Raw genomic sequence first — 23033 nt, 5'->3', positions numbered from 1 at the left:
CCAAAGGAGCACCATGTCTGCAGAAAACCAAGGCTTCAACACCCGCGCTGTCCACGCCGGCCAGGCCTTCGAACCCCGGACCGGCGCGGTGGTCCCGCCGCTGCACTTCAGCACAACCTACGCGCAGGACGGGATCGGCAACCTCCGCGACGGCTACGAATACGGCCGTGGCGGCAACCCCACCCGCGACGCCCTGCAGGAGCAGCTCGCGGCACTCGAGGGCGGCACCCACGCCTACTCCTTCAGCTCCGGCCTGGCCGCTGAGGACTCCCTCATCAGGGCGCTGACCCGGCCCGGCGACCATATTGTCCTCGGCAACGACGCCTACGGTGGCACGTACCGGCTCATCAGCCGCGTCCTGGGCGACTGGGGAATCGGCAACACCCCGGTGGACATGGCGGACCTGGATGCGGTTCGCAAAGCCGTGGCCGCAAACAAGACCCGTTTCGTCTGGGTGGAGACCCCGTCCAACCCGCTGATGAAGATCACCGACATTGAGGCGCTCGCCAAGGTGGCGCACGACGCCGGGGCCCTCCTGGTGGTCGACAACACCTTTGCCTCGCCCTACCTGCAGACCCCGCTCGCCTTGGGTGCCGACGTCGTGGTCCACTCCACCACCAAGTACATCGGCGGCCACTCCGACGTTGTGGGCGGCGCCATTGTGGTCAAGGATGCGGAGCTCGCGGAGAAAGTCGGCTTTGTGCAGTTCGCAGTGGGCGCGGTGTCCGGGCCCATGGACGCCTTCCTCACCACGCGCGGCCTGAAGACGCTCGGTGTCCGAATGGACCGGCACAGCGAGAACGGCCAGGCCGTGGCCGAATGGCTCCTGCAGCGTCCCGAGGTGGAGGCCGTGCTGTACCCGGGCCTTCCTTCGCACCCCGGCCATGAGCTGGCCAGGAAGCAGATGAAGAAGTTCGGCGGCATGGTGTCCGTGCAGTTCAAGGGCGGCGAAGCGGCGGCCCGCACCGTTGCGGAGAACACCTCCGTGTTCACCCTGGCGGAATCGCTGGGCGGCATCGAATCGCTGATGAACTACCCCTCCGAGATGACCCACGCCTCGGTCAAGGGCACGGAACTGGCGGTCCCGGTCAACCTGATCCGGCTCTCCTGCGGCATCGAAGACGTGGAGGACCTCATCGCGGACCTGGAGCACGCCTTCACGTTCCTGAAGTAACCCGCGAGAGAGCACTTCGCGCTGGTCGCGCGGCGAAACACCACCGCGAAGTGCTCTCTCGCGTGACAGCGGACCCTGGCTTTCTTCAAGAAAGTCAGCTAGGGTGCCTTTATGGCACTGCGATCCGACTGGTCCGAACGTTCCTGCAGCATGGCCCGCGGCCTGGACATCCTCGGGGATCCCTGGAGCATGCTGGTGCTTCGCGAAATCTTCTTTGGCAACGGCCGCTTCGACGCCATGAAGTCCCGCCTGACGGTGGCTGACTCGGTGCTCACCAAGCGCCTCGCCGGCTTGGTCGAATCCGGGTTGCTGACCAAAAAACCGTACGACGACGGCGGACGCACCCGCCAGGAGTACGTCCTGACAGCGAAGGGCGAGGACGCCCTCCCGGTCCTGAACGCCGTGGTCATCTGGGCGGAAAAGCACCTGCCCGCACCTTCGGATGAAGCCCACATGTTTGTCATCCACTCCGGCTGCGGCAGGCGCACCGGCTCGGCGGACACCTGCACGAATTGCGGCGAACGGCTCACTGCTGCGAACACCAGCTGGCACAGCCTCACCCGCTCGGAATCTCCCGTCGAACTCGCAACGGCCGCCGCATGAGCGCCCCCGGGAGGATCCGCCGGCGGCGGCTCCACCCCGCCTGGATCGTCGCAGCCGTGGCCTTCCTGGCACTGGTCGGCGCGGCCGGCTTCCGGGCCGCCCCAGGCGTCCTCATGGTGCCGCTCCAGCAGGAATTCGGCTGGTCCACCACCGTTCTTTCCGCGGCCGTGAGCATCAACCTGGTGCTGTTCGGCCTGACAGCGCCGTTTGCCGCGGCCCTGATGGAACGCTTCGGGATCCGCGCCGTCACCGCCACAGCCCTGGTGATGATCGGGGCGGGCAGTGCACTCACGGTCCTGGTGACCCAGTCCTGGCAGATCCTCCTCACCTGGGGGCTCCTCATCGGCCTGGGCACCGGTTCCATGGCCCTCGTCTTCGCGGCCACTATCGCCAACACCTGGTTCGCCAAGAGCCGCGGCCTGGTGATCGGCATCCTGACCGCCGGCAGTGCCGCGGGCCAGCTCGTCTTCCTGCCGTTTATCGCCATGCTGGCCCAGGACCCCGGCTGGCGGCAGGCCTCGCTGCTGATCGCCGCCGGTGCGCTGGCAGTGGTTCCGCTGGTGCTGAAGTTCCTCAAGAACTCACCGGCCGACGTCGGCGCCTTGCCTTATGGCGAAACGGAGCCTGAGGAGGGAGCGGCTTCGTCTGCAGCAGCTGCCGTCCCCGCAGTGGACAGCGGACGCAGCAGCAACGCCGCCGTGCGGGCGCTTCAAGTCCTCAAACGGGCCAGCAGGGTGCGGACGTTCTGGGCCCTCGTTGCAGGGTTCGCGATTTGCGGGGCCACCACGAACGGACTGATCGGCACCCACTTCATTCCCTCCGCCCACGACCACGGCATGCCGGAAACCACCGCGGCCGGGCTGCTCGCCGTCGTCGGGATCTTCGACATTCTGGGGACCATCGCCTCCGGCTGGTTGACCGACCGCTACAACCCCAAGGTCCTGCTGGCTGTTTACTACCAGTTCCGCGGAATCGGTCTGCTGGTCCTGCCGCTGCTCCTGAGTGCCGCCGTCCAGCCCAGCATGATCGTGTTTGTGGTGATCTACGGCCTGGACTGGGTGGCCACCGTGCCGCCAACCGCTGCGATCTGCCGCAAGACGTTCGGCGCGGACGGCAATGTGGTGTTCGGGTGGGTCTTTGCTGCGCACCAGCTCGGTGCGGCCGCGGCTGCCCTCGGAGCCGGTGCCCTCCGGGACGCGACCGGTGAATACACCTACGCGTGGTTCGGTGCGGCGGCCATGTGCACCATCGCCGCCGTCATCAGCGCCACCATCCGCAAGGACAAAGAAGTCAAGGAACCCGTCCCGGTGGCCGCAGCCTGACCATCCGCCAGCCTAGGATCCCAACTAGGTAGCAGTAGATGTCGTTATGAGCCCTCAAAACGACATCTACTGCTACCTAGTTGGGCCGTGGCGCCTACCGGAACGCGCCGAGGCCTGTGATGTGCTGGCCCAGCACCAGGGTGTGGACCTCGTCAGTGCCCTCATAGGTGCGGACCGACTCCAGATTGGCGGCGTGCCGAAGCGGTGAATAGTCCAGCGTGATGCCGTTGCCGCCGAGGATCGAGCGCGCTTCGCGGGCGATCTTGATGGCCTCGCGCACATTGTTCAGCTTCCCCAGCGAGATCTGCTCCGGCCGCAACCTGCCCGCGTCCTTCAACCGGCCCAGATGCAGCGCCAGCATGGTGCCTTTTTGGATTTCCACGAGCATATTGACCAGCTTTTCCTGAGTCAGCTGGTACCCGGCCAAGGGCTTGCCGAACTGCGGCCGGTCCAGTGAATAAGAAAGGGCAGCCTCGTACGAATCACGCGCTGCGCCCATGGCACCCCAGGCGATGCCGTAGCGTGCCTCGTTCAGGCACGTAAACGGCCCGCGCAGGCCGAAGGCGCCCGGCAGGAGTGCCTCCGGTCCCAGCCGGACGGCGTCGAACGTGATGTCGCACTGGATGGAGGCGCGCATCGAAAGCTTCCGGGCGATGGGCGTAGCCGTGACGCCGGGCGTTCCCGCCGGGACAAGGAAGCCGCGCACGCCGTCGTCCGTTTTGGCCCACACCACCATCACCCCGGCAACAGAAGCCAGCCCGATCCAGCGCTTAGCCCCGTCCAGCACCCAGCCGGCGTCGTCGCCCGTACCGTCCCGGCGCGCAAAGGTAGCCATGGAGGACGGGTCCGAGCCGGCTGTGGGTTCGGTCAGGGCGAAGCACCCGATCACCTCGCCGGCGGCCATCCGGGGGAGCCACTCCTGCTTCTGGTCCTCCGAACCCCACTTGTGGATGGCCGTCATGGCCAGGGACCCCTGCACTGACACAAACGTGCGGATCCCGGAGTCGCCGGCTTCGAGTTCCATCGCGGCAAGACCGTATTCGACGGCGGATCTCCCGGCGCAGCCGTACCCGTCCAGATGCATCCCCAGGACGCCCAGTTCGCCGAGCTCGCCGGCCAGCTCAAGGGGGAACACGGCATCGTCGTACCAGCCGCCGATGTTGGGTTTGATGCGCTGGTCGGTGAAGTCGCGGATCCGCTGCCTGAGTGCCAGCTCATCAGGGGTCAGCAGGGAATCGAGGGCCAGCACGTCGGAGGGGTCCGGCATGGTGGCCGAGGCGTCATTGCTCATGGACAAATCCTAGGTGGATGCGGGGGTGGACGTTGGGGCCGCCGCGGGTGGCTTCCCGGTGAAGTACCCCCGGGTTGACGGCAGGAACCGGCAGACGACGGCGAGCACCACGCCCAGGGCGAGGAGCACCACACCGCTGACGAAGGCCCCGCCGACGCCGAAGATCTGCGTGTCGCCGTAGGCCGGATCCCACATCTGGACCGCCGAAACGAAGAACGCTGCGGTGAGGAACAGGGCGCCAACGAGGGGAAGGACGCCCCGGAACCAGAGGTTGCGGGCGTTGTCACGCAGCGTGCCGCGGAAGTACCAGAAGCAGGCGAAACCGGTCAGCGCATAGTAGAAGGCGATAAAGAGGCTGATGGCACTGATCGAATCGGACAGCAGGTTCTCGCTGACGATGCTCATGGCCACGTAGTAGGCCACCGCGGCGGCGCCCATGAGCTGGGTGGAGAATCCCGGCGTCTGGTTGCGGGTGTGGATCTCGCCGAACTTCGGGGGGAGCGCCCCGTGCACTCCCATGGACAGCGTCCCGCGGGCCGTGGGAAGGATGGTGGTCTGGGTGGAGGACAGGACCGAAGCCAGGACGGCCACGATGATCAGCCAGCCCCACGGACCGAGGACCACGTCCTTCATGGCAAGGAACACATCGCTGTGGTTCGCCTCGTTGCCCAGGCCGATTCCCTCGGTGCCCACGGTGGCGTACATCATCACCAGCAGGGCCACCGAGACGTAGATGGCCACGAGCACGAAGGCCGAAATGACCGCGCCGCGCCCGGGCGTGGTGGACGGGTTCTCAGTCTCCTCGTTCACCGCGAGGCAGGTGTCCCAGCCCCAGTAAATGAACAGGGCAAGCAGGGCGCCATGTACTACGGCACCGGGATCCGCAAATGCGCCGGCCGGGTTGAACCACTCGAAGTCAAAAGCCTGGCCGGTTGTGGCGCCGCCGGATGCACCGCCCGCGATCCTCGTAATGATGGCCAGCGCAAAGATGCCCAGCGAGACGTACTGCACATAGGTCAGGACGCGTTGCACGTGCTCGCCCAGCCGGATGCCCCGGTAGTTCACCAGGGTCATGAAGACAATAAACAGCACACCGGTGGCCGTGACCACCAGCTTGTTTCCGGCCAGCGAACCATCGCCGATCAGGAGCCACAGGTACTGCCCGGCCACCTGCGCGAGGTTGGCCAGGACCACGATGCCGGCCAGAGCCACACCCCAGCCGCCCAGCCAGCCGGCCCACGGACCGAACGCCCTGCGGGACCACGTGAAGGTGGTGCCGCAGTCAGGCATCACGCTGTTCAATTCCCGGAACGCGTACGCGATGAAGAGGACGGGGATGAAGCCGAGGATCAGGATCAGGGGAGTGTAGTTGCCGTTGACGGCCACGATCAGGCCCAGCGTGGCGGCGAGTGAATACACGGGCGCCGTGGACGCCAGGCCCAGCATGACCGAGTCGCCGAGGTCCAGGATTCCTGCCCGGAGCCCCTTCGCCGGGACAGCACCACCGGCTCCGTCGCCTGAATCGCCGCCGGAGCCGCCGCCCGTCGTCGTGGTTTCCGCGCTCATGGTGCCGCCGGGCAGGGAAGTGTCAGGGGGCTCATAGGGCGATACCTGCCTTATTGGAGTGGGCCTGCGCCGAAAGCGGCGCCGGGGCGTCAATGGTGTTGGGCACAAAACGGCAGAAGTAGTCGGTGATGGGGCCGTCCGATTCGCGGATTCCGCAGCCTACGGACTCGCCGTCGACAACCCAGAGGCCCAGGACGGGGTGGTTGCCGTCGAAGTCCGGCAAGGGATGGAACTGCTGGTAGCACCAGCCCTCGCGGCCGTAGCCGCCCGGCTGCTCCAGGCTCATTCCCCGGGCATGGATCTTGATGTTGTCGCCTTCACGCCCGTGCAGCGGCTTGGCCACCCACTCCTTCAGGGGTCCGGGCTCGTTGAGGTAGGCGGGCAGCAGATTGGGGTGGTCCGGGTACAGGTGCCAGAGTGCCGCGAGCAGGGCCTTGTTGGAGAGCAGCATTTTCCAGGCGGGCTCCACCCAGCGGGGGTTGTGGGCCCGCTGCAGGAGCCGGTGCCCGAACGGCTCCTTCATCATCAGTTCCCACGGGTACAGCTTGAACATGGTACTGATCATGAAGTTGTCCAAGTCCACGAACCGGTTCAGGTTCGGGTCCCAGCCGATATCGGACATGTTGATGCCGATGGTGGTCCAGCCGGCCTGGCTGGCAACGTCCCGCATGTAGGCGGCCGTCATCCAGTCCTCGCCGGATTCCTCGGCCTCGGAGTGGGCGACGTGCAGCGTGCTCATCCCGGTGCGGTACTGCATCTTCTTCCACTGCCGGATCAGGGCTTCGTGTATGCCGTTCCACTGATCCTTCCCAGGGAACACGTCCTGCAGCCAGAACCACTGGGCGACGGCGGCCTCAATCAGACCCGTGGGGGTGTCGGCGTTGTACTCCAGCATCTTGGCCGGGCCGCCCTGGCCGTCATAGATGAAGTCGAAGCGCCCGTAGATATCCATGTCCCCGGCCTGCAGCGATTCGGCGGCAAGCTCCAGGGCCTGCGGGCCGATGCCGATGTTCCCCAGGGTGCCGGTGGCCATGAACTTCGCTGCTTCCAGGCACATCTTGTGCATGTCCTCGGCCTGGAGCTCGAGGGACTCCACCTCATCGAGGGTGAATTCGTAGTAGGCGGACTCGTTCCAGTACTCGATCTTCTTTCCGTCGGGCATGGTGGTGGTGGAGAAGACCAGGCCCTGCTCTTCGATTTTCTGCTTCCAGCCGGGCCGGGGCTCCGATAACAAGCGCTTCACGCCTAACCCCCCGTGCTTCCGCCCTTGGAGCTGCTGCCGAAGCCGCCCCTGCTGACCGTGCCGCCCTTGGTGCTGTAGCCAGTCGAGGCCTTGGCGCCGCTCGGCACCGTCCTGGTGAAGTTGGGCGCCGTTGACCTGTTCTGCCCCACCGCGGGCACGCTGGCGCCACGGGAGTAGAAATACCAGGCGTAGAGGGCTCCGCTGCGGCCGGCCGAGCTGTTGCACTGGGTGTCCTCCACGCGCTCGCCGGTTTCGTCGTTGAAACAAACCTGCGCGTACTCGGGCTCATCCTCGTTGCTGGCCACGATGGCGGTAATGGTGCCGGCCAAGAGTGCAGTAACCCCCAAGCCCACGACGACGGTGCGGCGCTGGGAGCGTTTCTTGCGGGTGGCTGCCTCCTGGCTTTGGCGCTCGCGGTCCCTGGCGAACGGGTCCACGGTGGGAATCGGTTCGTTCAGGAGTTCGGGGCGCAGTTCCGGCTTGGGCACCTGCCACGGCGGGGGCTTCGGCGCGTCTTTGGCCTTGTCCTTGTCCGGACCGCCGGCTGAGTCCTTATCCGGACCGCCGGGGTGGTCCTTGTCCGCGTCCATGACGTCCCCCTCGATAGTCCATGCTGGAATGCGCGCTGAAAGTGGGCGCAACGGTGCGCCGGAAGCTGAATCCTGAAATCAGCCTAGCCGGTGGCCCCGGCGGCTGCGAGCAGAAACCGGGGGAGATGTCCCCATCCCGCCGCACCGCGCCAACGAACCGTCGGGAACCTACACTTGAGCCATGGAAACCGCCTCTGTGCTTGCCGTTTGCCGCGTCCACCAACTCCTCGCCGATGAGGGAACTGTAGGGGTCACCGCCATCGACAAGCGCCCCGTGGACGGGCCGGTCCGCATCCACCGGCTGGGCGTCCACGGGGACATCCAGGCGGACAGGATCAATCACGGCGGCGAGGACCAGGCGATTTACGCATACTCCCAGGCAGACGCGGATTACTGGGCGGCAGAGCTCCAGCGCGACCTTCCCGCCGGCATCTTCGGCGAAAACCTCCGCGTCACCGGCATCCAAACCACCGGCGCGGTCATCGGCGAACGCTGGAAGATCGGGCTCGACGTCGAACTCGAGGTCACGTCCCCCCGCACGCCCTGCGCTGCGTTCCAGCGGCGCATGGGCGAGCCCCAATTCGTCAAGCGCTTCACCGAGGCAGGACGCGTGGGCGCCTACCTCCGGGTGATCCACCCCGGGACCATCCGGGCAGGCGACCACATCCACCGTATCTTTGTGCCGAAGCACGGGATCACCGTGGGTAAGTGGTTCAGCGAACCTGACCTGGAATCCATGGAGGCACTACGGGACGCCGACGCCGATGGCGAGATCCGACTGCAGCAACCCGAGTACGGGGCGAAGTTCGAGCGGCTGCAGCGGCAGTTGGCACCCTAGCCAGCGCTTGAGCTCCCGCACGAGGCACCCGCTGAGGGCTGTGTGCGCAAGCTCACCGCCGCCGTCGTGCGTTCAATTTCAGCCTAGGAGGGTGCGTACCTTACACTTGAAATATCCCCCACTCCGGAAATCCCTTATTCCTGCCCAATTTTTGAGGCAGGACTGGTAAGTGTTGGGGCCCGCACAAGCGATGCGGGCATTTTCATAGGGAGAGCCGGCTAAAGAAAACGCTGTACAGACTGCTGGGATAGCAGCCAAGAGATGCAGCGGGAAGTCCTGCCACGGGATTGCGAAAGCGCCGGACTTCCAGTGACCGGCCGGTCAATGTATGCCCGGCACCCACGGCACACGTACTGCGGCTCCGCTCACCTCGGGTTGTGCCGCCTGGCCCCCTATGGATGAGGAAACTTCCCTATGCCTGAAAATCAGAACGACGCCACTGCCACGGAAAACACCGTGAACGACGCCGAAACAGCAGCACCCGCCGTCGAATTCACCGAGGCCGTTGTCCCCGCAGCAGAGCCCGCCGCTGAAACCGAAGCGCCGGCCGCCGAAGCGCCCGCCGCCAAAGCCCCCGCCAAGGCTGACGAAGCCGAAGAGCCTGCCAAGGCTGAGGAAGACGACGAAGAGGGCATCAAGTTCGCCGATCTCGGCATTGACGGCCGCATCCTCGCCGCCCTGCAGGACGTCGGCTACGAAAAGCCTTCCCCCATCCAGGCAGCCACCATCCCGCTGCTGCTTGAAGGCCGCGACGTCGTGGGCCTCGCCCAGACCGGCACCGGTAAGACTGCAGCATTCGCAGTACCGGCACTGTCCCGCCTGGCCGAGCTCCACGACCTCAACGGCCCCTCCCGCAAGACCCAGGCGCTGGTCCTGGCTCCGACCCGCGAGCTGGCTCTCCAGGTCGCCGAGGCCTTCACCTCCTACGCCAAGCACATCGATGACTTCACCGTCCTCCCCGTCTACGGCGGCTCCGCTTACGGCCCCCAGCTCGCCGGCCTGCGCCGCGGTGCCCAGGTTGTTGTGGGTACCCCCGGCCGTGTGATCGACCACATCTCCAAGGGTTCCCTGGACCTGTCCGAGCTCCAGTACCTGGTGCTGGACGAGGCCGACGAAATGCTGCGCATGGGCTTCGCCGAAGACGTGGAGCAGATCTTCCAGCAGACCCCGTCGGACCGCCAGGTGGCGCTGTTCTCCGCCACCATGCCGAGCCAGATCCGCCGCATGTCCAAGCAGTACCTGAACAACCCGGCCGAGATTTCGGTGAAGTCCAAGACCACCACCGGCGCCAACACCCGGCAGCGGTACCTGCAGGTCATGGGCCCGCACAAGCTGGATGCCCTGACCCGCATCCTCGAGGTTGAAGAGTTCGACGGCGTCATCGCCTTCGTGCGCACCAAGATGGCTACCGAGGACCTGGCTGACAAGCTGAAGTCCCGCGGTTTCCAGGCTGCCGCTATCAACGGCGACATCCCGCAGCAGCAGCGCGAACGCACCGTTGACGCGCTGAAGGAAGGCCGCATCGACATTCTCGTGGCCACCGACGTCGCCGCCCGCGGCCTTGACGTTGAGCGCATCAGCCACGTGGTCAACTACGACATCCCGCATGACACGGAGTCCTACGTCCACCGCATCGGCCGCACCGGCCGTGCAGGCCGTTCCGGTGACGCCATCCTGTTCATGACGCCGCGGGAGAAGTACCTGCTGCGTTCCATCGAAAAGGCAACCCGCCAGCCGGTGGAGCAGATGCACCTGCCCACGGCCGAAACCGTGAACACGCTGCGCCTGGGCAAGTTCGCCGAGAAGATCACCGAGACCCTTGAGTCCGAGGACGTTTCAGCCTTCCGCGACCTCATCGCTTCCTACGAGCAGGAGCACAACGTTCCGGCCTCGGAAATCGCTGCCGCGCTGGCGGTCATGGCCCAGGGCGGCCAGCCGCTGCTGGTCAAGGAACTGCCCGCTGCTCCCGAGTTCCAGAAGCGCGAGCGCTCCAAGGACGGCTTCGGCTCACGCGGCCCGACCCGTACGCTCACCGAGGGCAACGCCACCTACCGGATCGCCGTCGGACGCCGCCAGCGCGTCATGCCGGGCTCCATCGTGGGTGCCATTGCCAACGAAGGCGGCATCTCCTCAGCCCAGATCGGCGGCATCGACATCCGCTCGGACCACTCCCTCGTGGAGCTCCCGGCAGACCTGAGCCCCGAGCAGCTGCGCGCCCTGTCCCGCACCCGGATCGGCGGCGAGCTGATCCACCTCGAGCTGGACAACGGCCGCAAGCCTTCCGGCGGCGGCGAGCGTGGCGGCTACCAGGGCAACCGTGGGGGAGACCGCGGCGGTTACTCCGGCGGCGGCAACTTCAAGGGCAACGGCGGGTTCAAGAAGGACTTCCGCAAGAACGACGGCGAGCGTTCCTCCGCTGACCGTGGTGGCCGCTCCTACAGCGACCGTTCCGAGCGCAGCGTTGGTGCCGACAGCGGCTCCAGCCGCGGCCAGGCCAGCGACTCCCGCTTCGGCGGCCACGGCGACGGCTCACGCAAGCCCCGCACCGAAGGCAGCCAGGGCGGTTTCAACCGCAAGGGCAAGTGGTAACCGTCGGCTAGTCTGACAAGCGTCTCCCCGGGGGCCGGCTTTCGAGCCGGTCCCTCGGTATTTAAGGCCCGACGGCCGCGGCTCCTTGTTCGCTTGGTCACACCGGTTTCCCGGGGCGGTATTTAGCGTCCCTGGAAGGGGGGCCAGTGGGCGTGTTTTGCCCGCAAATAGGCACTTTTTGGTGCGCCGGGGCCCGTCCTTCCCCCGATTTGTTGGTGGCCAAATCTTCCGGTAGAGTATTTACTCGTTGCCCCCCTAGCTCAGTGGTAGAGCGCGTTCTTGGTAAGAACGAGGTCACCGGATCGATTCCGGTGGGGGGCTCTGGATGAGGGCCTGTGTCAAGGCGGTTTTTGACCGGCTTGATGCAGGTTTTTCTCATTCGTGGCGGTGTAGCTCAGTTGGTTAGAGCGCACGACTCATAATCGTGAGGTCGGGAGATCGAGCCTCCCCACCGCTACAGGCTAAGCCCCCGGAATCCCCGAGATTCCGGGGGCTTTTCTGTGTCCACCCGGATCGACGGGGAACTGGGCCAGCCGGGGTCCTGCTGTCAGCGCCAGTGACAAGCGTGGCTTTTGGCCGTAGCTTGGCAGCATCCGGCGATGGGGGTTTCAGTGGACGTCTTCGCGGCGGTCATGGCTCCGTTCAAGTGGCTTGTCTCCGCGCTCATGGTCTGGTTCCACGATGCCTTGAGCAGCATCGGCATGCCGGCTGCCAACGGCTGGACATGGACTTTCTCCATCATCGGGCTGGTGCTGGTCATCCGTGCCGCACTGATCCCGGTGTTCCTGAGGCAGGTCAGCGCCCAGCGCCGGATGGGGCGCCTGCAGCCGGACCTGAAGAAATTGCAGGACAAGTACAAGGGCAAAACGGATCAGCTGTCCCGGCAGGCCATGGCGCAGGAGCAGATGGCGCTGTACAAGGACCATGGGGCCAACCCTCTTTCTGCCTGCCTGCCCGTGCTGATCCAGGTGCCATTCTTCTTCGCCCTCTTCCAGGTCCTGTCCGGCATCACGTCCGCAGCCGGGCAGGACCAGGGCATCGGCGCGATGAGCCACCAGCAGGTAGCGCAGTTCGACGAGTCGAGCATTCTCGGCGCCCCGCTGTCGGGGTCCGTGCTGCACGGCGGGGCGGGGGATCCGGCGGCGGTCACTGTGCTCACCATTTTGATGATCCTGGTCATGGTGGCCGCGCAGTTCATGACACAGCGACGGATCATGGCCACGAGCAAGCCGGAGGAAGCCGCGGACAATCCCTTGCTGCGGCAGCAGAGGATGTTCCTGTACATCCTTCCTCTCATCTTCGGCGTCGGCGGCATCCTCTTCCCGATCGGCGTCCTGATCTACTGGACCACCACCAACCTCTGGACCCTGGCGCAACAGTTCTTCGTCAAGTGAGCAGGCGCGGCCTATCCAACACCGCACGACGACGGCACAATAGGCGGATGGGCCAGCTCATCTACTCAGGCATCGCGTCCCTCGACGGCTACGTGGCGGACCGGGACGGGAACTTCAGCTGGAGCGAACCGGACCAGGAAGTCCACACCTTCATCAACGACCTCGAACGCGACGTGGCCACCTACCTGTTCGGCCGCCGGATGTACCAGGTCCTGTCAGTCTGGGAAACCTTCGGCAGCACGCCGGGGGCGCCGGACTACATCCAGGATTACGGCCGGATCTGGCAGGGTGCAGACAAAGTTGTCTACTCCTCCTCGCTGACCAGCGTCGACACAGCCCGGACCAGGATCGAGCGGGCATTCGACGCCGAGGCAGTTCGGAAACTGAAGGAAAGCACCGCCGGAAAAATCAGCATCGGCGGCGCCACGCTCGCCGCAGCCGCCCTCCAGGCCGGGCTCGTGGACGAGTGCCAGCTGTTCGTCAACCCGGTGGCGGTCGGAGGCGGCCTGCGGTTCCTGCCCGACGGCCTGAACCTGCGGCTTGACCTCCTGGCGGAGCGCAGGTTCGGCAACGGCGTGGTCTACCTCCGCTATCGTGTCCTCCCGTAGGGGCACAATGGGGTGATGAACAGCATCGTTATCATCGGCGGCCACGGCAAAGTGGCCCTCCACCTGTCCACGCTCCTCACCGCGGAAGGCCACAGCGTCACCTCGATCATCCGCAACCCGGACCACGCCGCAGACGTTGAGGCAACGGGAGCAGCGCCGTCGGTCCTGGACGTTGAAAACTCGACGACGGCGGAAATCGCCGCGGCGCTCAAAGGCCACGACGCCGTGGTGTGGTCAGCCGGCGCCGGGGGAGGCAACCCGGAACGCACCTACGCGGTGGACCGTGACGCTGCCATCCGGTCGATGGACGCGGCGGCCGAGGCCGGCGTCGGGCGTTATGTCATGGTGTCCTACCTCGGTGCCGGTCCGGAGCACGGCGTCCCGGCGGATAACCCTTTCTTCGCCTACGCGGAGGCGAAGGCGGCGGCGGATGAGTACCTGCGCGGCACCCAACTGGCCTGGACCATCCTGGGTCCCGGCAGCCTGACGGACCAGGCCGCCAGCGGCCTGATCGAGGTCAACCCGCCAAGGGACGGCAACGGGGCCACCTCCCGCAGCAACACCGCCAGCGTGGCAGCGGCCGTACTGGACCTGCCCCGAACGGCAGGGCGGACCATCGAATTCCGCGACGGCACCCTGCCCATCGCAGCGGCACTGGAACCGCTGCCTTAGGCTAAATGCAGCGCAAGGGGGCGGTGGCAGTACCCCACCGATAGAAGTCCCGGGCCGATAAACTGAGACCGGCGGCAGGCGCCTCCCGCCGGGTGGCGGGACAGGCCGCCCCGCTGGGGAAGCAGGCACATGGATCAGTTGGCACTCATCGTCGGACTTCTGTTGGCCACTGTGGTGGCCGTCGGCCTGGGGGATCGCCTCCGGCTGCCGTATCCGGTGCTGATGCTCATCCTGGCGGCGGCCCTCACCTTCATTCCGGGATTCCCGGACCTCAACATCGCCCCTGAGCTGATCCTGCCCATCTTCCTGCCGCCGCTGCTCTTTGCCACCGCCCAGCGCAGCTCGTGGGCCGTTTTCCGGGTCAGATGGCGGACGCTGATCCTGCTGGCGGTCGCGCTGGTGGTCATCACCACGGCCGTCGTGGCTGGCGCCGCCTGGCTCATGATCCCGGGCATCGGCATTCCCGCGGCCATCGCCCTGGGCGCCATGGTGGCTCCGCCGGACCCGGTTGCCGTTGAATCCGTGGCGGGCCGGGTCCGCATGCCGCGGCGGCTCATCACCGTGCTGCAAAGCGAAGGCCTCTTCAACGACGCCGCCGCCATCGTCATTTTCCAGGCAGCGGTGGCAGCGGCGGTGGGCGGCACTGAGGTAGGGCCCGACGTCGTCCTGAAGTTTGTCATTGGGGCTGCCGTTGCCGTGGTGGTTGGCATTGCCATGGGCTGGCTGACGGCCCTGATCACCCGGCTGGTGGGTTCGATGGTGGCCCGCAGCGCGGTGACGCTCGTGGTGCCGTTCGCCGCGTACATCCTGGCCGAGGAGGTGCACGCCTCCGGCGTGATCGCCGTGGTGGTCACCGCCTTGGAGATCAAGCGCCATTCCCGGCCGGAGGACGCCGCCGAACGAATCACCCGGACTGCCTTCTGGGATGTGGTGGAACTGCTGGTCACAGGCCTGGCGTTCGGGCTCGTGGGACTCGAAATCCGGCAAGTAGTCCGGGACGAAGGCAACGATATCTGGGGAATGCTCGGCGTCGCGGCGCTGGTGTGCGTCCTGGTGTTTGCGGTGCGGTTTCTCTGGCTGGCGGTCCTGGCGATGGGTGCGCGGAAGCGCCAGAACCTCCTGCAGCCGCACTCCGCCAAAGAAGTCCTGATCCTGACCTGGTGCGGCATGCGCGGACTGGCCACACTCGCCCTCGCGCTGGCACTACCCCTGACGCTGGCCGACGGAACACCGTTCCCGGCCCGGGACTACATGGTGGTGATCGCCTGCGCCGTGCTCCTGGCCACGCTGGTCCTTCCCGGGCTGACCCTCCCGTGGCTGATGCGCGTCCTCAAAGCGTCAAACGACGGGTCGGAGGAGCGTGATGCGGCCCGAGTCCTGGCCAAGCGGGCGCAGGCCGCCGCCGTGGCCGCACTGAGGCAGCATGACCTGATGAAGGACCTGCCACCCGAGAAAGTGGCCCTGGTGAAGGAAAAGATGGGCCGCCTGCACGCCGAGCTCCTGGACGGGAGCCTCCGGAACGAATCCGTTGCCGACCTCCGGGGCCGGGGCCGCGGGCTGGCCATCGCAGTCCAGACCATCGCCCTGGACGCGGCGCGGCAGGAAGTGGTGCTGGCACGCAATGAACCCGACATGGACCCCGAAGTGGCGGACAGGGTGTTGCGGCAGTTGGACCTGCGGACCATGATCATGCCGGAATAAGCCCGGCCGGGCGAAGCGCGGTGAGGGCGATCGCCTCACGCCGGCCGGGCGGCAAGTGTCAGATCCAGCGCATTGGCCTCCACGAAGTCCAGCGCGTGCCGGACCGCTCCGATGGTCACGATCGCATCGCCGAGCGGTGACACCGTGACGCGGGGGACGGTAGCCGTGAAGCGCGGAAGCCACGCCTCGATGCCGGGGACCAGAGCGCCGGCCGAGCCGGCCACTGCTCCGCCGATCACCACTTGCTCCGGGTTCAGCAGGACCGCCACTGATGCCACAACCCGCGCCAGCCGTTCGGCCAGCCGGTCCAGGACTGCCGCTGCGGCGGGGTCGCCAGCGGCCGCGGCGGTGAAGACCTCCGGCGCCTCCAGTGGGGATCCCGTGGCGGCCTGGTACCACTCCCTGGCCAACACGGCGATACCGGCGGAACTGCCCACCCCGTCCACGAGATCCAGGTAGCCCATTTCGCCTGCGGCCCCGGACAGCCCGTGAAGCAGCCGCCCGGACTCGATGAGGCCGGCACCGATCCGCTCGCTGGCGAGCAGCACCACCAGGTCATCAACGCCTGCCCCGGTTCCGTGCCACCGCTCACCCAGGGCCGCTAGATTGGCGTCGTTCTCCAGCAGCACCGTCCAGCCATGGAGGTCCTTCAGCGCGGCCCGGAGGCCGACGTCGAACAACCGCCAGAAAGGCCGGGTCACCAGGACATTGCCGGCGCGGTCCACCGGCGCCGCAAGGCCAGCGCTCACCGCCAGGACGTCCGTTGAAGCGGCGCCCGCTTCTGCCAGTGCTGCCCGGCAGGCCTGGTCTACAACGTCGATGCGCTCCGCAGCCGGGATCTCGGGGATCCAGAAGCTGCGGCTTGCCCTGGCGATGATGTTTCCGCGCAGGTCGGCCACTGCGGCGGTGGTTGTGGCCGCCCCGATGTCGATGCCCAGGACCACCCCGGCCCGCGGATTCAGCTCGAACCGGCGGGCGGGCCGTCCCTTCGGCTGGCCGGACTGGCGGTCGGCCTCCAGTTCCCTGATCCAGCCCCGGTGGAGCAGGTCCTCGCAGACGGCGATGACTGAAGCCCGGGTCAGTCCCGTCCACGCCATCAGGTCTGACCCGGTGGCTACGTCCGCGGTGCGCAGGAAGGACAGGACTGCGTGCGCATTAAGACGCCGCAGCAGCTGGGGGCTGGGTGCCCCGGCGTTCTTCATGCGTCCTTGACCTCCAGATTCCACAGTCCCATAATTGGTGGGGGGAATATATTTAGTAACTATCTAAATTGTACCCAGCTGTCCCGGAATGATCACCCCCAGATGAAAAGGATCATCGCCTTGTCCACCTCTGCCACTCTGGCAACCCTTTCCGATTCTGACCGTCCGGCCGACCCCAACTGGTGGCGTCAAGCTGCCGTATACCAGATCTACCCGCGCAGCTTCTCTGATTCCAACGGTGACGGCCTCGGGGACATCAAGGGCATCACGGCCAAGGTCCCGTACCTAAAGGCGCTGGGGGTCGACGCCGTGTGGCTGAGCCCGTTCTACCCGTCAGCGCTCGCCGACGGCGGCTACGACGTGGACGACTACCGCAACGTTGACCCCAAGCTGGGCACCCTGGCGGACTTCGACGAGATGGCCAAAGCACTGCACGACGCCGGCATCAAGCTCATCGCGGACATTGTCCCCAACCACTCGTCCAACAGGCACGAATGGTTCAAGGAGGCGCTCGCCGCACCGAAGGGCTCCGCGGCGCGGGAACGCTACATCTTCCGCGACGGGCTGGGCGCGAACGGCGACCTGCCGCCGTCGGACTGGGATTCCGTCTTTGGCGGCCCCGCCTGGGAACGCATCACTGAACCCGACGGCACCCCCGGCCAGTGGTACCTGCACATCTTCGCGAAGGAGCAGCCGGACCTGAACTGGGCCAACCGCGAAATCCGCGACGATTTCCTGAAGACCCTGCGCTTCTGGTCCGACCGCGGCGTGGACGGTTTCCGGGTGGACGTGGCCCACGCCCTGACCAAGGACCTCACCGAGCCATTGCTCTCCAAGGTGGAGTTGACCGAAGCGAACAGCGGCATCGACGGGTTCGACGACGGCTCGCACCCCTTCTGGGACCGCGACGAAGTGCACGACATCTACGTCGAATGGCGTCAGGTGTTCAACGAGTACAACCCGCCGCGCACCGCCGTCGCTGAAGCCTGGGTGCACGCCACCCGCCGCGGCCGCTACGCAAGCCCGGAGGGCCTGGGCCAGGCGTTCAACTTCGATCTCCTCCAGGCCGACTTTGACGCTGAGGAGTTCCGCGAAATCATCACCCGCAACCTGGCCGAGGCCAAGGCAACCGGGGCCTCGTCCACGTGGGTCTTCTCCAACCACGACGTGGTCCGGCACGCCACGCGCTACGGGCTGCCCACGGGGTCCAAGGCATCAAAGGGCAACGAGGCCAAGGGCCAGGACGGGAAAGCCTGGCTGCTGGCCGGCGGCCCCAAGGACCAACTGGATGTGGAACTCGGCGAGCGGCGTGCCCGCGCTGCCACGCTGCTGATGCTGGCAGTCCCCGGTTCCGCCTACTTGTACCAAGGCGAGGAACTGGGGCTCCAGGAAGTTGCTGAGATCCCGGACTCCGAACGCCAGGACCCGGCTTTCTTCCGGAACAAAGGCGTTGAGGTGGGCCGCGACGGCTGCCGGGTTCCGCTGCCGTGGACGGTTGAGGGCACCTCCTTCGGCTTCGGCGACGGCGGCGCGCACCTCCCGCAGCCTGACTGGTTCAGCAAGTACGCTGTTCAGGCGCAGGACGGCACCGAGAACTCCACCCTGGAGCTGTACCGCACGGCCCTGAAGCTGCGCCGGGAACTGCAGGCCGCGGAGGAACTTGAATGGTCGGAGACGGGCAACCCGGACGTCCTGCACTTCAGCCGCCCCGGCGGCTGGCAGTCAGTGACCAACTTCGGGGACACCGCCGTCGAACTTCCCGAAGGGACAGTGCTGCTCAGCAGCTCTCCACTGGACGACGGGAAGCTCCCCGCGAACACCACGGCCTGGCTGCGCTGATGCCGGTTCCGGTGGCGGCAGTGCCGGGCGGGGACACCGCCTGATGCAGGAGCTCATCTACGGCTGCATGGGCCTGGGCGGCAGCTGGTCCGACGAACCACACGGCACTGACCACGTGGACGAGGCCGCTGCCGCCGTCGAAGCTGCCCTGGCCGCGGGGATCACGCTGTTCGACCATGCGGACATCTACCGCAGCGGCAAGTCGGAGACCGTCTTCGGTGAGGTGCTTGCGGCAACGTCCGGGCTCCGCGAACGGATCCGGCTGCAGACCAAGTGCGGGATCCGGCTCAACGAACGCGGGCTTGCCACCCACTACGACCTGAGCCGGGAAGCCATCCTGGAACGGGTGCACGGCAGCCTGAAGCGGCTGCAGACGGATTACGTGGACGTCCTGCTGCTGCACCGCCCCGACCCCCTGACGGACTTGGCCGAAGTGGCGGACGCCGTCGGGCAACTTCTGGCTGTTGGCAAGGTCCGGCAGGTGGGCGTGTCCAACATGTCCGGCGCGCAGATCCAGGCGCTGCAGGACCGGCTGGACGTGCCTGTGATGGCCAACCAGCTGGAGATGAGCCTGCTGAAGCGCGCGTGGCTTGAGAGCCAGGTCCTGGTGAACCATGCGGACTCACTGGACTACAGCTTTCCGCACGGCACCTTGGAGTACTGCACCGGCAACGGCGTGACGCTACAGGCCTACGGGGCGCTGGCGCGGGGGCTGTACACGGGCGCAGCCCCGGAAGACCCGACGTCGGCCGAGACTTCCACGGCGATACTCGTCCGGGAGCTCGCCGGCAAATACGGCACCACGGGGGAGGCCGTGCTCCTGGGCTGGCTGATGAAGCATCCGGCCGGGATCGCGCCCGTGATCGGCACGGTGAATCCGGCCCGGATCGCCGCGTGCGCGGACGCCACCAGGGTGGCTGAGGCCATGACCCGGGCCGACTGGTACGGATTATGGATCGCAGCCCGGGGAACCAACCTCCCCTAACCCCAACTAGGTAGCAGCAAGTGTCGTTTTGAGCCCTCAGAACGACACTTGCTGCTACCTACATTCGCGGGTGCGGCGGACGGAGGCACGCCTATTGTTCGTATTGGTCATCACGGAGGGTTCCCGCTTAGCGCTCGCAGGGCCCGGCCAGATACGGTAGAAGCATGACGTCTACCATCGCCGCCGAGACCGTACGGCCCGAACGCAACATCCCCGCAGAAATCGCCCGTTCGTGGCTTCTGGTCAATGCCATGAAGCCCGAACTGTTCGACCAGTCGGCTGATTCCCGCGCTGACTCGATCATTCTGGACATTGAAGACGCGGTGGACCCGTCGCAGAAGGACCAGGCGCGCGGACATGTCATTGACTGGCTGACCGGCGGAGGGAAGGCCTGGGTCCGCATCAACGATGCCACCAGCCCCTTCTGGGCCGACGACCTCGCCGGACTGCGCGGAACTCCGGGCCTGCTCGGTGTGATGCTGGCCAAGACCGAATCCGCTGACCAGGTGACCGAGAGCTTCCACCGGATGGACGGCAAGACACCCGTTATCCCGCTGGTTGAATCGGCCGTGGGGATCGAGGAAGCCAACAACATCGCCAAGGCGCAGGGAGCGTTCCGCCTGGCGTTCGGTTCCGGCGATTTCCGTCGCGACACCGGCATGGCCGCCACGGCGGAGGCCATGGCATACCCCCGCGCCAAGCTGGTGGTTGCCAGCCGCGTGGGCAACCTGCCGGGTCCCATCGACGGCCCCACAGTCGGCACCAACCATCCCATCCTCCGGGAGCAGACGGGCATCACGGTGATGATGGGGATGACGGGCAAGCTCTGCCTTGCCATCGACCAGACCCCGGTCATCAACGAGGTCATCAGCCCAACGCCGTCCGACGTCGCCTGGGCCACCGATTTCATGAACGACTTCGAAGCCAACGGCCGAGTCATCCGCGACGGCTCGGACCTGCCCCGCCTGGGCCGCGCCGAGAAGATCATGAAGCTTGCAGTGGCCTTTGGGGTGCAGCCCGCGCTCTGACGCCTCGCATCGCTCGCTAGAATTGGACGGTGCTGAACGAATTCTGGAACACCGCGCCCACCGCCTACAAGGTCACCGTCTTTTGTGCCATGGGGCTGATCGGCGTCGGAATCATCCTGAACCTGATCGGCAACATCTCCGGCAACCAGGGCCTGGCCACCGCGTCGCTGCCCGTCATCGGGCTGGGACTGGTCCTGCACATCGTGGGCATAGTGGTCCGGGGCCAGGCGATCCGGAAGACCCTCAAGCGGTAGCTGCAGCCGCGTTCCGGCGCACATGGCTGCGGGCGTGCTCGACGGCGGCCGGCAGGTCCTCGAACAGATGCTTGTGGTGTCGCAGCGAACGGATCACGCCGACGTTGGTCACCAAGGCAAGATGATCCGGCCGGACTCCCTTCAGCAGCACCGTGATGCCCCGCAGTTCCAGGGCGGAGATGACCTCCACGAGTGCGTGCGCGCCGGTGGCGTCAAGCATCCGTAACTGGGAGAGCCTGATGATGGCCACCTGGACGTTCTTGACCTGGCTGATCTCCTGGAGGATGCGTTCCGCGGCGCCGAAGAACATGGCCCCGTCCAGCCGGAAGACGGCAATATGTTCATCACCCTCGGCCGAGGCCCCGGCAATCTCCTCGCGTTGCACGCTGCTCAGCGACGCGAATTTCCGCAGCGTGAAAAGTGCCGCTGCGGCCAGCCCGATCTGGATCGCCACGATCAGGTCAAACGCCACGGTGATGATTGCCGTGAGGACGAAGACCGCCGCATCCGACCGTGTTGAGCGCAGGATCGCGTTCACCGTGCGCCGTGAGACCATCCTCACCGCGGTGACCATCAGCACGCCACCCAGGGCTGCCAGCGGAATGCGGCCCACCAGCCCGGCAGCCAAATAGACGATGCCCAGCAGCACTACCGCATGGACAACGGCGGATAGGCGGGTCTTCGCGCCTGAGCGCACATTTACGGCGGTCCTGGCGATGGCGCCCGTGGCCGGCATTCCGCCGAATAATCCGGCGGCGATGGATGCCAGGCCTTGGCCCGTCAGTTCCCGATCCGGGCTGTAGGCACCACTCGGGGTTCCGTCCGGGCCAACCATCCCGCCTGCAACGCGGGCCGACAACAAAGATTCGATGGCGGCGAGGGCGGCGATGGCGACGGCGGGCATCGCCAGCGCGCCGATGGACGCCGGATCCATGGCGGGCAGGGAGGGGGAGGGCAGGGAGTGCGGCAGCGCGCCGATCCGGGGCACGTCCAGCTGCAAAAGTTCGGCAGCCGCCGTCGCCAGGAGTACTGCGAGCAGGCTCGCCGGTAGCGCCCGGAAATACTTCTGGACCAGGACCATGACGACGGCGATCCCCGCCACGAGTGCGAGGGTCAGCAGGACTGTGGGTGCCACCGCCCCGGACGCCGCCTCGATGGCCGCGAGTAGCGTGTTGTGGCCCGGGGTCCCGGCCGTACCGGTCGCGAGCGGCACCTGCTGGAGGAAGATGATGGCCGCGATTCCCAGGGTGAAGCCTTCCACCACTGGCCAGGGGATGAACGCCACAGCCTTGCCCAGGCCGCTGATGCCGAGGACGCAGACCATGAGCCCGGCCATTAATGACACCAGGGCCACGCTTCCGGTCCCGTGCACCGCCACCACCGGCGCCAGGACCACCACCATGGCCCCGGTGGGTCCCGAGACCTGGACGTGGGAGCCGCCCATGACAGCAGCCACGAGGCCGGCCACGATCGCCGTGATGAGTCCCGCCTCGGCGCCCACCCCGGAGCTGACCCCGAACGCCAGGGCCAGCGGCAACGCCACGATCCCCACCGTGATCCCAGCGAACACGTCCGTCCGCCAGGACTGCCGGAGGCCGGCGTAGTCTGCCCGGGACGGCACGAAGCGGGCCAGGCCCGTTGAACCTGGGCGCAGTTCGGTGCTCACGAGGCAGACTCCGCGGACAAGTGCCCGGCCGGCAGTTGCTGCGCCAGCCGGAGCTGTTCGTTGGAGTCGGCCAGGCCGTCCAGCAGGAAGGTGCGGGCGATGGCCAGCAGTTGCGAAATGCCCGGATGCGCCAGTCTGTAGGTCACGGCATTGGCGCTACGCACCGACGTCACCACCTTGTGCCTGCGCAGGATTGCCAGGTGCTGGGAGAGATGCGAGGCCTCCAGGCCGGTTTCGGCAAGTAGGTAGCTTACGGCTGCGGTATTTTCCGGGGCGGCAGCGAGCAGCTCAAGGATCCGGATCCTGGCGGGGTGTGCCAGCGCTTTGAACAGGTTGGCCTTGATCTCGTACAGGGGAGCCTGGGCGGGAGACAACATAGGGAGTGCACCTCCGTGAACCTGCAACAGGTCACTTGATGGAATGATAAATCCATCATATCAGCGTGACGCAAGACCCCTCCGGTGCTGC

At 66.5% G+C, this 23033-nt stretch carries 20 protein-coding genes and 2 tRNA genes; 15 read left to right on the top strand and 7 right to left on the bottom strand.

What is annotated here, in order from left to right; all coding sequences use genetic code 11:
- Window positions 1-13 precede the first annotated feature (13 nt).
- The 3 genes from AB4Y73_RS00745 (at window position 14) to AB4Y73_RS00735 (ending at window position 3099) form a co-directional block, all read left to right on the top strand.
- Complete coding sequence (locus tag AB4Y73_RS00745) at window positions 14-1174, top strand: cystathionine gamma-synthase (RefSeq protein ID WP_441867301.1); 1161 nt, start codon at window positions 14-16, stop codon at window positions 1172-1174.
- 111 nt (window positions 1175-1285) lie between these two features.
- The gene (locus AB4Y73_RS00740) at window positions 1286-1777 is read left to right on the top strand and encodes a winged helix-turn-helix transcriptional regulator (protein ID WP_441867299.1); all 492 of its coding nucleotides are present in this window, start codon (window positions 1286-1288) and stop codon (window positions 1775-1777) included.
- Window positions 1774-3099 (top strand): MFS transporter, encoded by a 1326-nt coding sequence (locus AB4Y73_RS00735; RefSeq protein ID WP_441867296.1) that lies wholly within the window; start codon window positions 1774-1776, stop codon window positions 3097-3099. The genes AB4Y73_RS00740 and AB4Y73_RS00735 overlap by 4 nt, the downstream gene beginning before the upstream one ends.
- A 94-nt stretch (window positions 3100-3193) precedes the next feature.
- Here the strand turns inward: AB4Y73_RS00735 and AB4Y73_RS00730 are convergent, their stop codons facing one another.
- Genes AB4Y73_RS00730 through AB4Y73_RS00715 form a run of 4 tightly spaced genes read right to left on the bottom strand, consistent with a single transcriptional unit; the run spans window position 3194 to window position 7789 of the window.
- On the bottom strand, window positions 3194-4390 hold the full coding sequence (locus tag AB4Y73_RS00730; protein ID WP_441867293.1) for an acyl-CoA dehydrogenase family protein: 1197 nt from the start codon (window positions 4388-4390) through the stop codon (window positions 3194-3196).
- Between the two features lie 9 nt (window positions 4391-4399).
- A complete protein-coding gene (locus AB4Y73_RS00725) occupies window positions 4400-5956 on the bottom strand; it encodes an APC family permease (RefSeq protein ID WP_441867290.1) in 1557 nt (518 codons plus the stop codon).
- A gap of 31 nt (window positions 5957-5987) precedes the next feature.
- The gene (locus AB4Y73_RS00720) at window positions 5988-7199 is read right to left on the bottom strand and encodes a glutathionylspermidine synthase family protein (RefSeq protein WP_441867286.1); all 1212 of its coding nucleotides are present in this window, start codon (window positions 7197-7199) and stop codon (window positions 5988-5990) included.
- A gap of 2 nt (window positions 7200-7201) precedes the next feature.
- Complete coding sequence (locus AB4Y73_RS00715) at window positions 7202-7789, bottom strand: Tat pathway signal protein (RefSeq protein WP_441867283.1); 588 nt, start codon at window positions 7787-7789, stop codon at window positions 7202-7204.
- Between the two features lie 181 nt (window positions 7790-7970).
- Here AB4Y73_RS00715 and AB4Y73_RS00710 point away from each other — a divergent pair, with 181 nt between their 5' ends.
- The 8 genes from AB4Y73_RS00710 to AB4Y73_RS00675 all read left to right on the top strand — a co-directional run bounded on the left by AB4Y73_RS00710 (window position 7971) and on the right by AB4Y73_RS00675 (window position 15591).
- Window positions 7971-8627, top strand: a complete 657-nt coding sequence (locus AB4Y73_RS00710) for an MOSC domain-containing protein (protein ID WP_441867280.1) — start codon at window positions 7971-7973, stop codon at window positions 8625-8627.
- 414 nt (window positions 8628-9041) lie between these two features.
- Window positions 9042-11216 carry a DEAD/DEAH box helicase gene (locus tag AB4Y73_RS00705; RefSeq protein ID WP_441867277.1) on the top strand — a complete coding sequence of 725 codons (2175 nt, stop codon included), beginning with the start codon at window positions 9042-9044 and terminating at the stop codon, window positions 11214-11216.
- A gap of 249 nt (window positions 11217-11465) precedes the next feature.
- Window positions 11466-11537 (top strand) — tRNA-Thr (locus AB4Y73_RS00700).
- 62 nt (window positions 11538-11599) lie between these two features.
- Window positions 11600-11673, top strand: a tRNA-Met gene (locus tag AB4Y73_RS00695).
- A 142-nt stretch (window positions 11674-11815) separates the two neighbouring features.
- Window positions 11816-12610, top strand: a complete 795-nt coding sequence (gene yidC, locus AB4Y73_RS00690) for a membrane protein insertase YidC (protein ID WP_441867274.1) — start codon at window positions 11816-11818, stop codon at window positions 12608-12610.
- Window positions 12611-12657: 47 nt separating this feature from the next.
- Entirely contained in the window at window positions 12658-13218 is a 561-nt protein-coding gene (locus AB4Y73_RS00685; protein WP_441867271.1) for a dihydrofolate reductase family protein, read from the top strand.
- A 15-nt stretch (window positions 13219-13233) separates the two neighbouring features.
- Window positions 13234-13890, top strand: a complete 657-nt coding sequence (locus tag AB4Y73_RS00680) for an SDR family oxidoreductase (protein ID WP_441867268.1) — start codon at window positions 13234-13236, stop codon at window positions 13888-13890.
- A 129-nt stretch (window positions 13891-14019) separates the two neighbouring features.
- On the top strand, window positions 14020-15591 hold the full coding sequence (locus AB4Y73_RS00675; RefSeq protein ID WP_441867265.1) for a Na+/H+ antiporter: 1572 nt from the start codon (window positions 14020-14022) through the stop codon (window positions 15589-15591).
- A gap of 35 nt (window positions 15592-15626) precedes the next feature.
- Here AB4Y73_RS00675 and AB4Y73_RS00670 read toward each other — a convergent pair whose 3' ends face one another.
- Window positions 15627-16793, bottom strand: a complete 1167-nt coding sequence (locus AB4Y73_RS00670; protein WP_441867262.1) for an ROK family protein — start codon at window positions 16791-16793, stop codon at window positions 15627-15629.
- A gap of 120 nt (window positions 16794-16913) precedes the next feature.
- Here AB4Y73_RS00670 and AB4Y73_RS00665 point away from each other — a divergent pair, with 120 nt between their 5' ends.
- From AB4Y73_RS00665 to AB4Y73_RS00650, 4 genes are all read left to right on the top strand, one after another.
- Window positions 16914-18632 carry a glycoside hydrolase family 13 protein gene (locus AB4Y73_RS00665; protein WP_441867259.1) on the top strand — a complete coding sequence of 573 codons (1719 nt, stop codon included), beginning with the start codon at window positions 16914-16916 and terminating at the stop codon, window positions 18630-18632.
- Between the two features lie 43 nt (window positions 18633-18675).
- Window positions 18676-19617 carry an aldo/keto reductase gene (locus AB4Y73_RS00660; RefSeq protein ID WP_441867256.1) on the top strand — a complete coding sequence of 314 codons (942 nt, stop codon included), beginning with the start codon at window positions 18676-18678 and terminating at the stop codon, window positions 19615-19617.
- Window positions 19618-19781: 164 nt separating this feature from the next.
- A complete protein-coding gene (locus AB4Y73_RS00655; RefSeq protein ID WP_441867253.1) occupies window positions 19782-20645 on the top strand; it encodes an HpcH/HpaI aldolase/citrate lyase family protein in 864 nt (287 codons plus the stop codon).
- Window positions 20646-20674: 29 nt separating this feature from the next.
- Window positions 20675-20899 carry a DUF3188 domain-containing protein gene (locus tag AB4Y73_RS00650; RefSeq protein ID WP_441867250.1) on the top strand — a complete coding sequence of 75 codons (225 nt, stop codon included), beginning with the start codon at window positions 20675-20677 and terminating at the stop codon, window positions 20897-20899.
- On the opposite strand, the gene AB4Y73_RS00645 is transcribed toward AB4Y73_RS00650, so the two are convergent.
- Together AB4Y73_RS00645 and AB4Y73_RS00640 are read right to left on the bottom strand one after the other, a co-directional pair.
- The gene (locus AB4Y73_RS00645; RefSeq protein WP_441867247.1) at window positions 20889-22565 is read right to left on the bottom strand and encodes a SulP family inorganic anion transporter; all 1677 of its coding nucleotides are present in this window, start codon (window positions 22563-22565) and stop codon (window positions 20889-20891) included. The two genes, AB4Y73_RS00650 and AB4Y73_RS00645, sit on opposite strands and share 11 nt — an antisense overlap.
- Window positions 22562-22942 (bottom strand): ArsR/SmtB family transcription factor, encoded by a 381-nt coding sequence (locus tag AB4Y73_RS00640; protein WP_441867244.1) that lies wholly within the window; start codon window positions 22940-22942, stop codon window positions 22562-22564. Before AB4Y73_RS00640 ends, AB4Y73_RS00645 begins: the two co-directional genes overlap by 4 nt.
- Window positions 22943-23033 lie beyond the last annotated feature (91 nt).

Source organism: Pseudarthrobacter sp. TAF60_1, from assembly GCF_052113505.1.
Classification (GTDB): domain Bacteria; phylum Actinomycetota; class Actinomycetes; order Actinomycetales; family Micrococcaceae; genus Arthrobacter.
Note: the sequence above shows the minus strand (reverse complement) of the source record. Positions and strands in the feature narration are given on the sequence as shown.

Coding starts and splice junctions, on each gene's coding strand:
- AB4Y73_RS00640 (WP_441867244.1), bottom strand. CDS start 22,942: ATGTTGTCTCCCGCCCAGGCTCCCCTGTACGAGATCAAGGCCAACCTG.
- AB4Y73_RS00725 (WP_441867290.1), bottom strand. CDS start 5,956: ATGAGCGCGGAAACCACGACGACGGGCGGCGGCTCCGGCGGCGATTCA.
- AB4Y73_RS00735 (WP_441867296.1), top strand. CDS start 1,774: ATGAGCGCCCCCGGGAGGATCCGCCGGCGGCGGCTCCACCCCGCCTGG.
- AB4Y73_RS00745 (WP_441867301.1), top strand. CDS start 14: ATGTCTGCAGAAAACCAAGGCTTCAACACCCGCGCTGTCCACGCCGGC.
- yidC (WP_441867274.1), top strand. CDS start 11,816: ATGGGGGTTTCAGTGGACGTCTTCGCGGCGGTCATGGCTCCGTTCAAG.
- AB4Y73_RS00705 (WP_441867277.1), top strand. CDS start 9,042: ATGCCTGAAAATCAGAACGACGCCACTGCCACGGAAAACACCGTGAAC.
- AB4Y73_RS00740 (WP_441867299.1), top strand. CDS start 1,286: ATGGCACTGCGATCCGACTGGTCCGAACGTTCCTGCAGCATGGCCCGC.
- AB4Y73_RS00680 (WP_441867268.1), top strand. CDS start 13,234: ATGAACAGCATCGTTATCATCGGCGGCCACGGCAAAGTGGCCCTCCAC.
- AB4Y73_RS00685 (WP_441867271.1), top strand. CDS start 12,658: ATGGGCCAGCTCATCTACTCAGGCATCGCGTCCCTCGACGGCTACGTG.
- AB4Y73_RS00710 (WP_441867280.1), top strand. CDS start 7,971: ATGGAAACCGCCTCTGTGCTTGCCGTTTGCCGCGTCCACCAACTCCTC.
- AB4Y73_RS00730 (WP_441867293.1), bottom strand. CDS start 4,390: ATGAGCAATGACGCCTCGGCCACCATGCCGGACCCCTCCGACGTGCTG.
- AB4Y73_RS00660 (WP_441867256.1), top strand. CDS start 18,676: ATGCAGGAGCTCATCTACGGCTGCATGGGCCTGGGCGGCAGCTGGTCC.
- AB4Y73_RS00670 (WP_441867262.1), bottom strand. CDS start 16,793: ATGAAGAACGCCGGGGCACCCAGCCCCCAGCTGCTGCGGCGTCTTAAT.
- AB4Y73_RS00715 (WP_441867283.1), bottom strand. CDS start 7,789: ATGGACGCGGACAAGGACCACCCCGGCGGTCCGGATAAGGACTCAGCC.
- AB4Y73_RS00675 (WP_441867265.1), top strand. CDS start 14,020: ATGGATCAGTTGGCACTCATCGTCGGACTTCTGTTGGCCACTGTGGTG.
- AB4Y73_RS00655 (WP_441867253.1), top strand. CDS start 19,782: ATGACGTCTACCATCGCCGCCGAGACCGTACGGCCCGAACGCAACATC.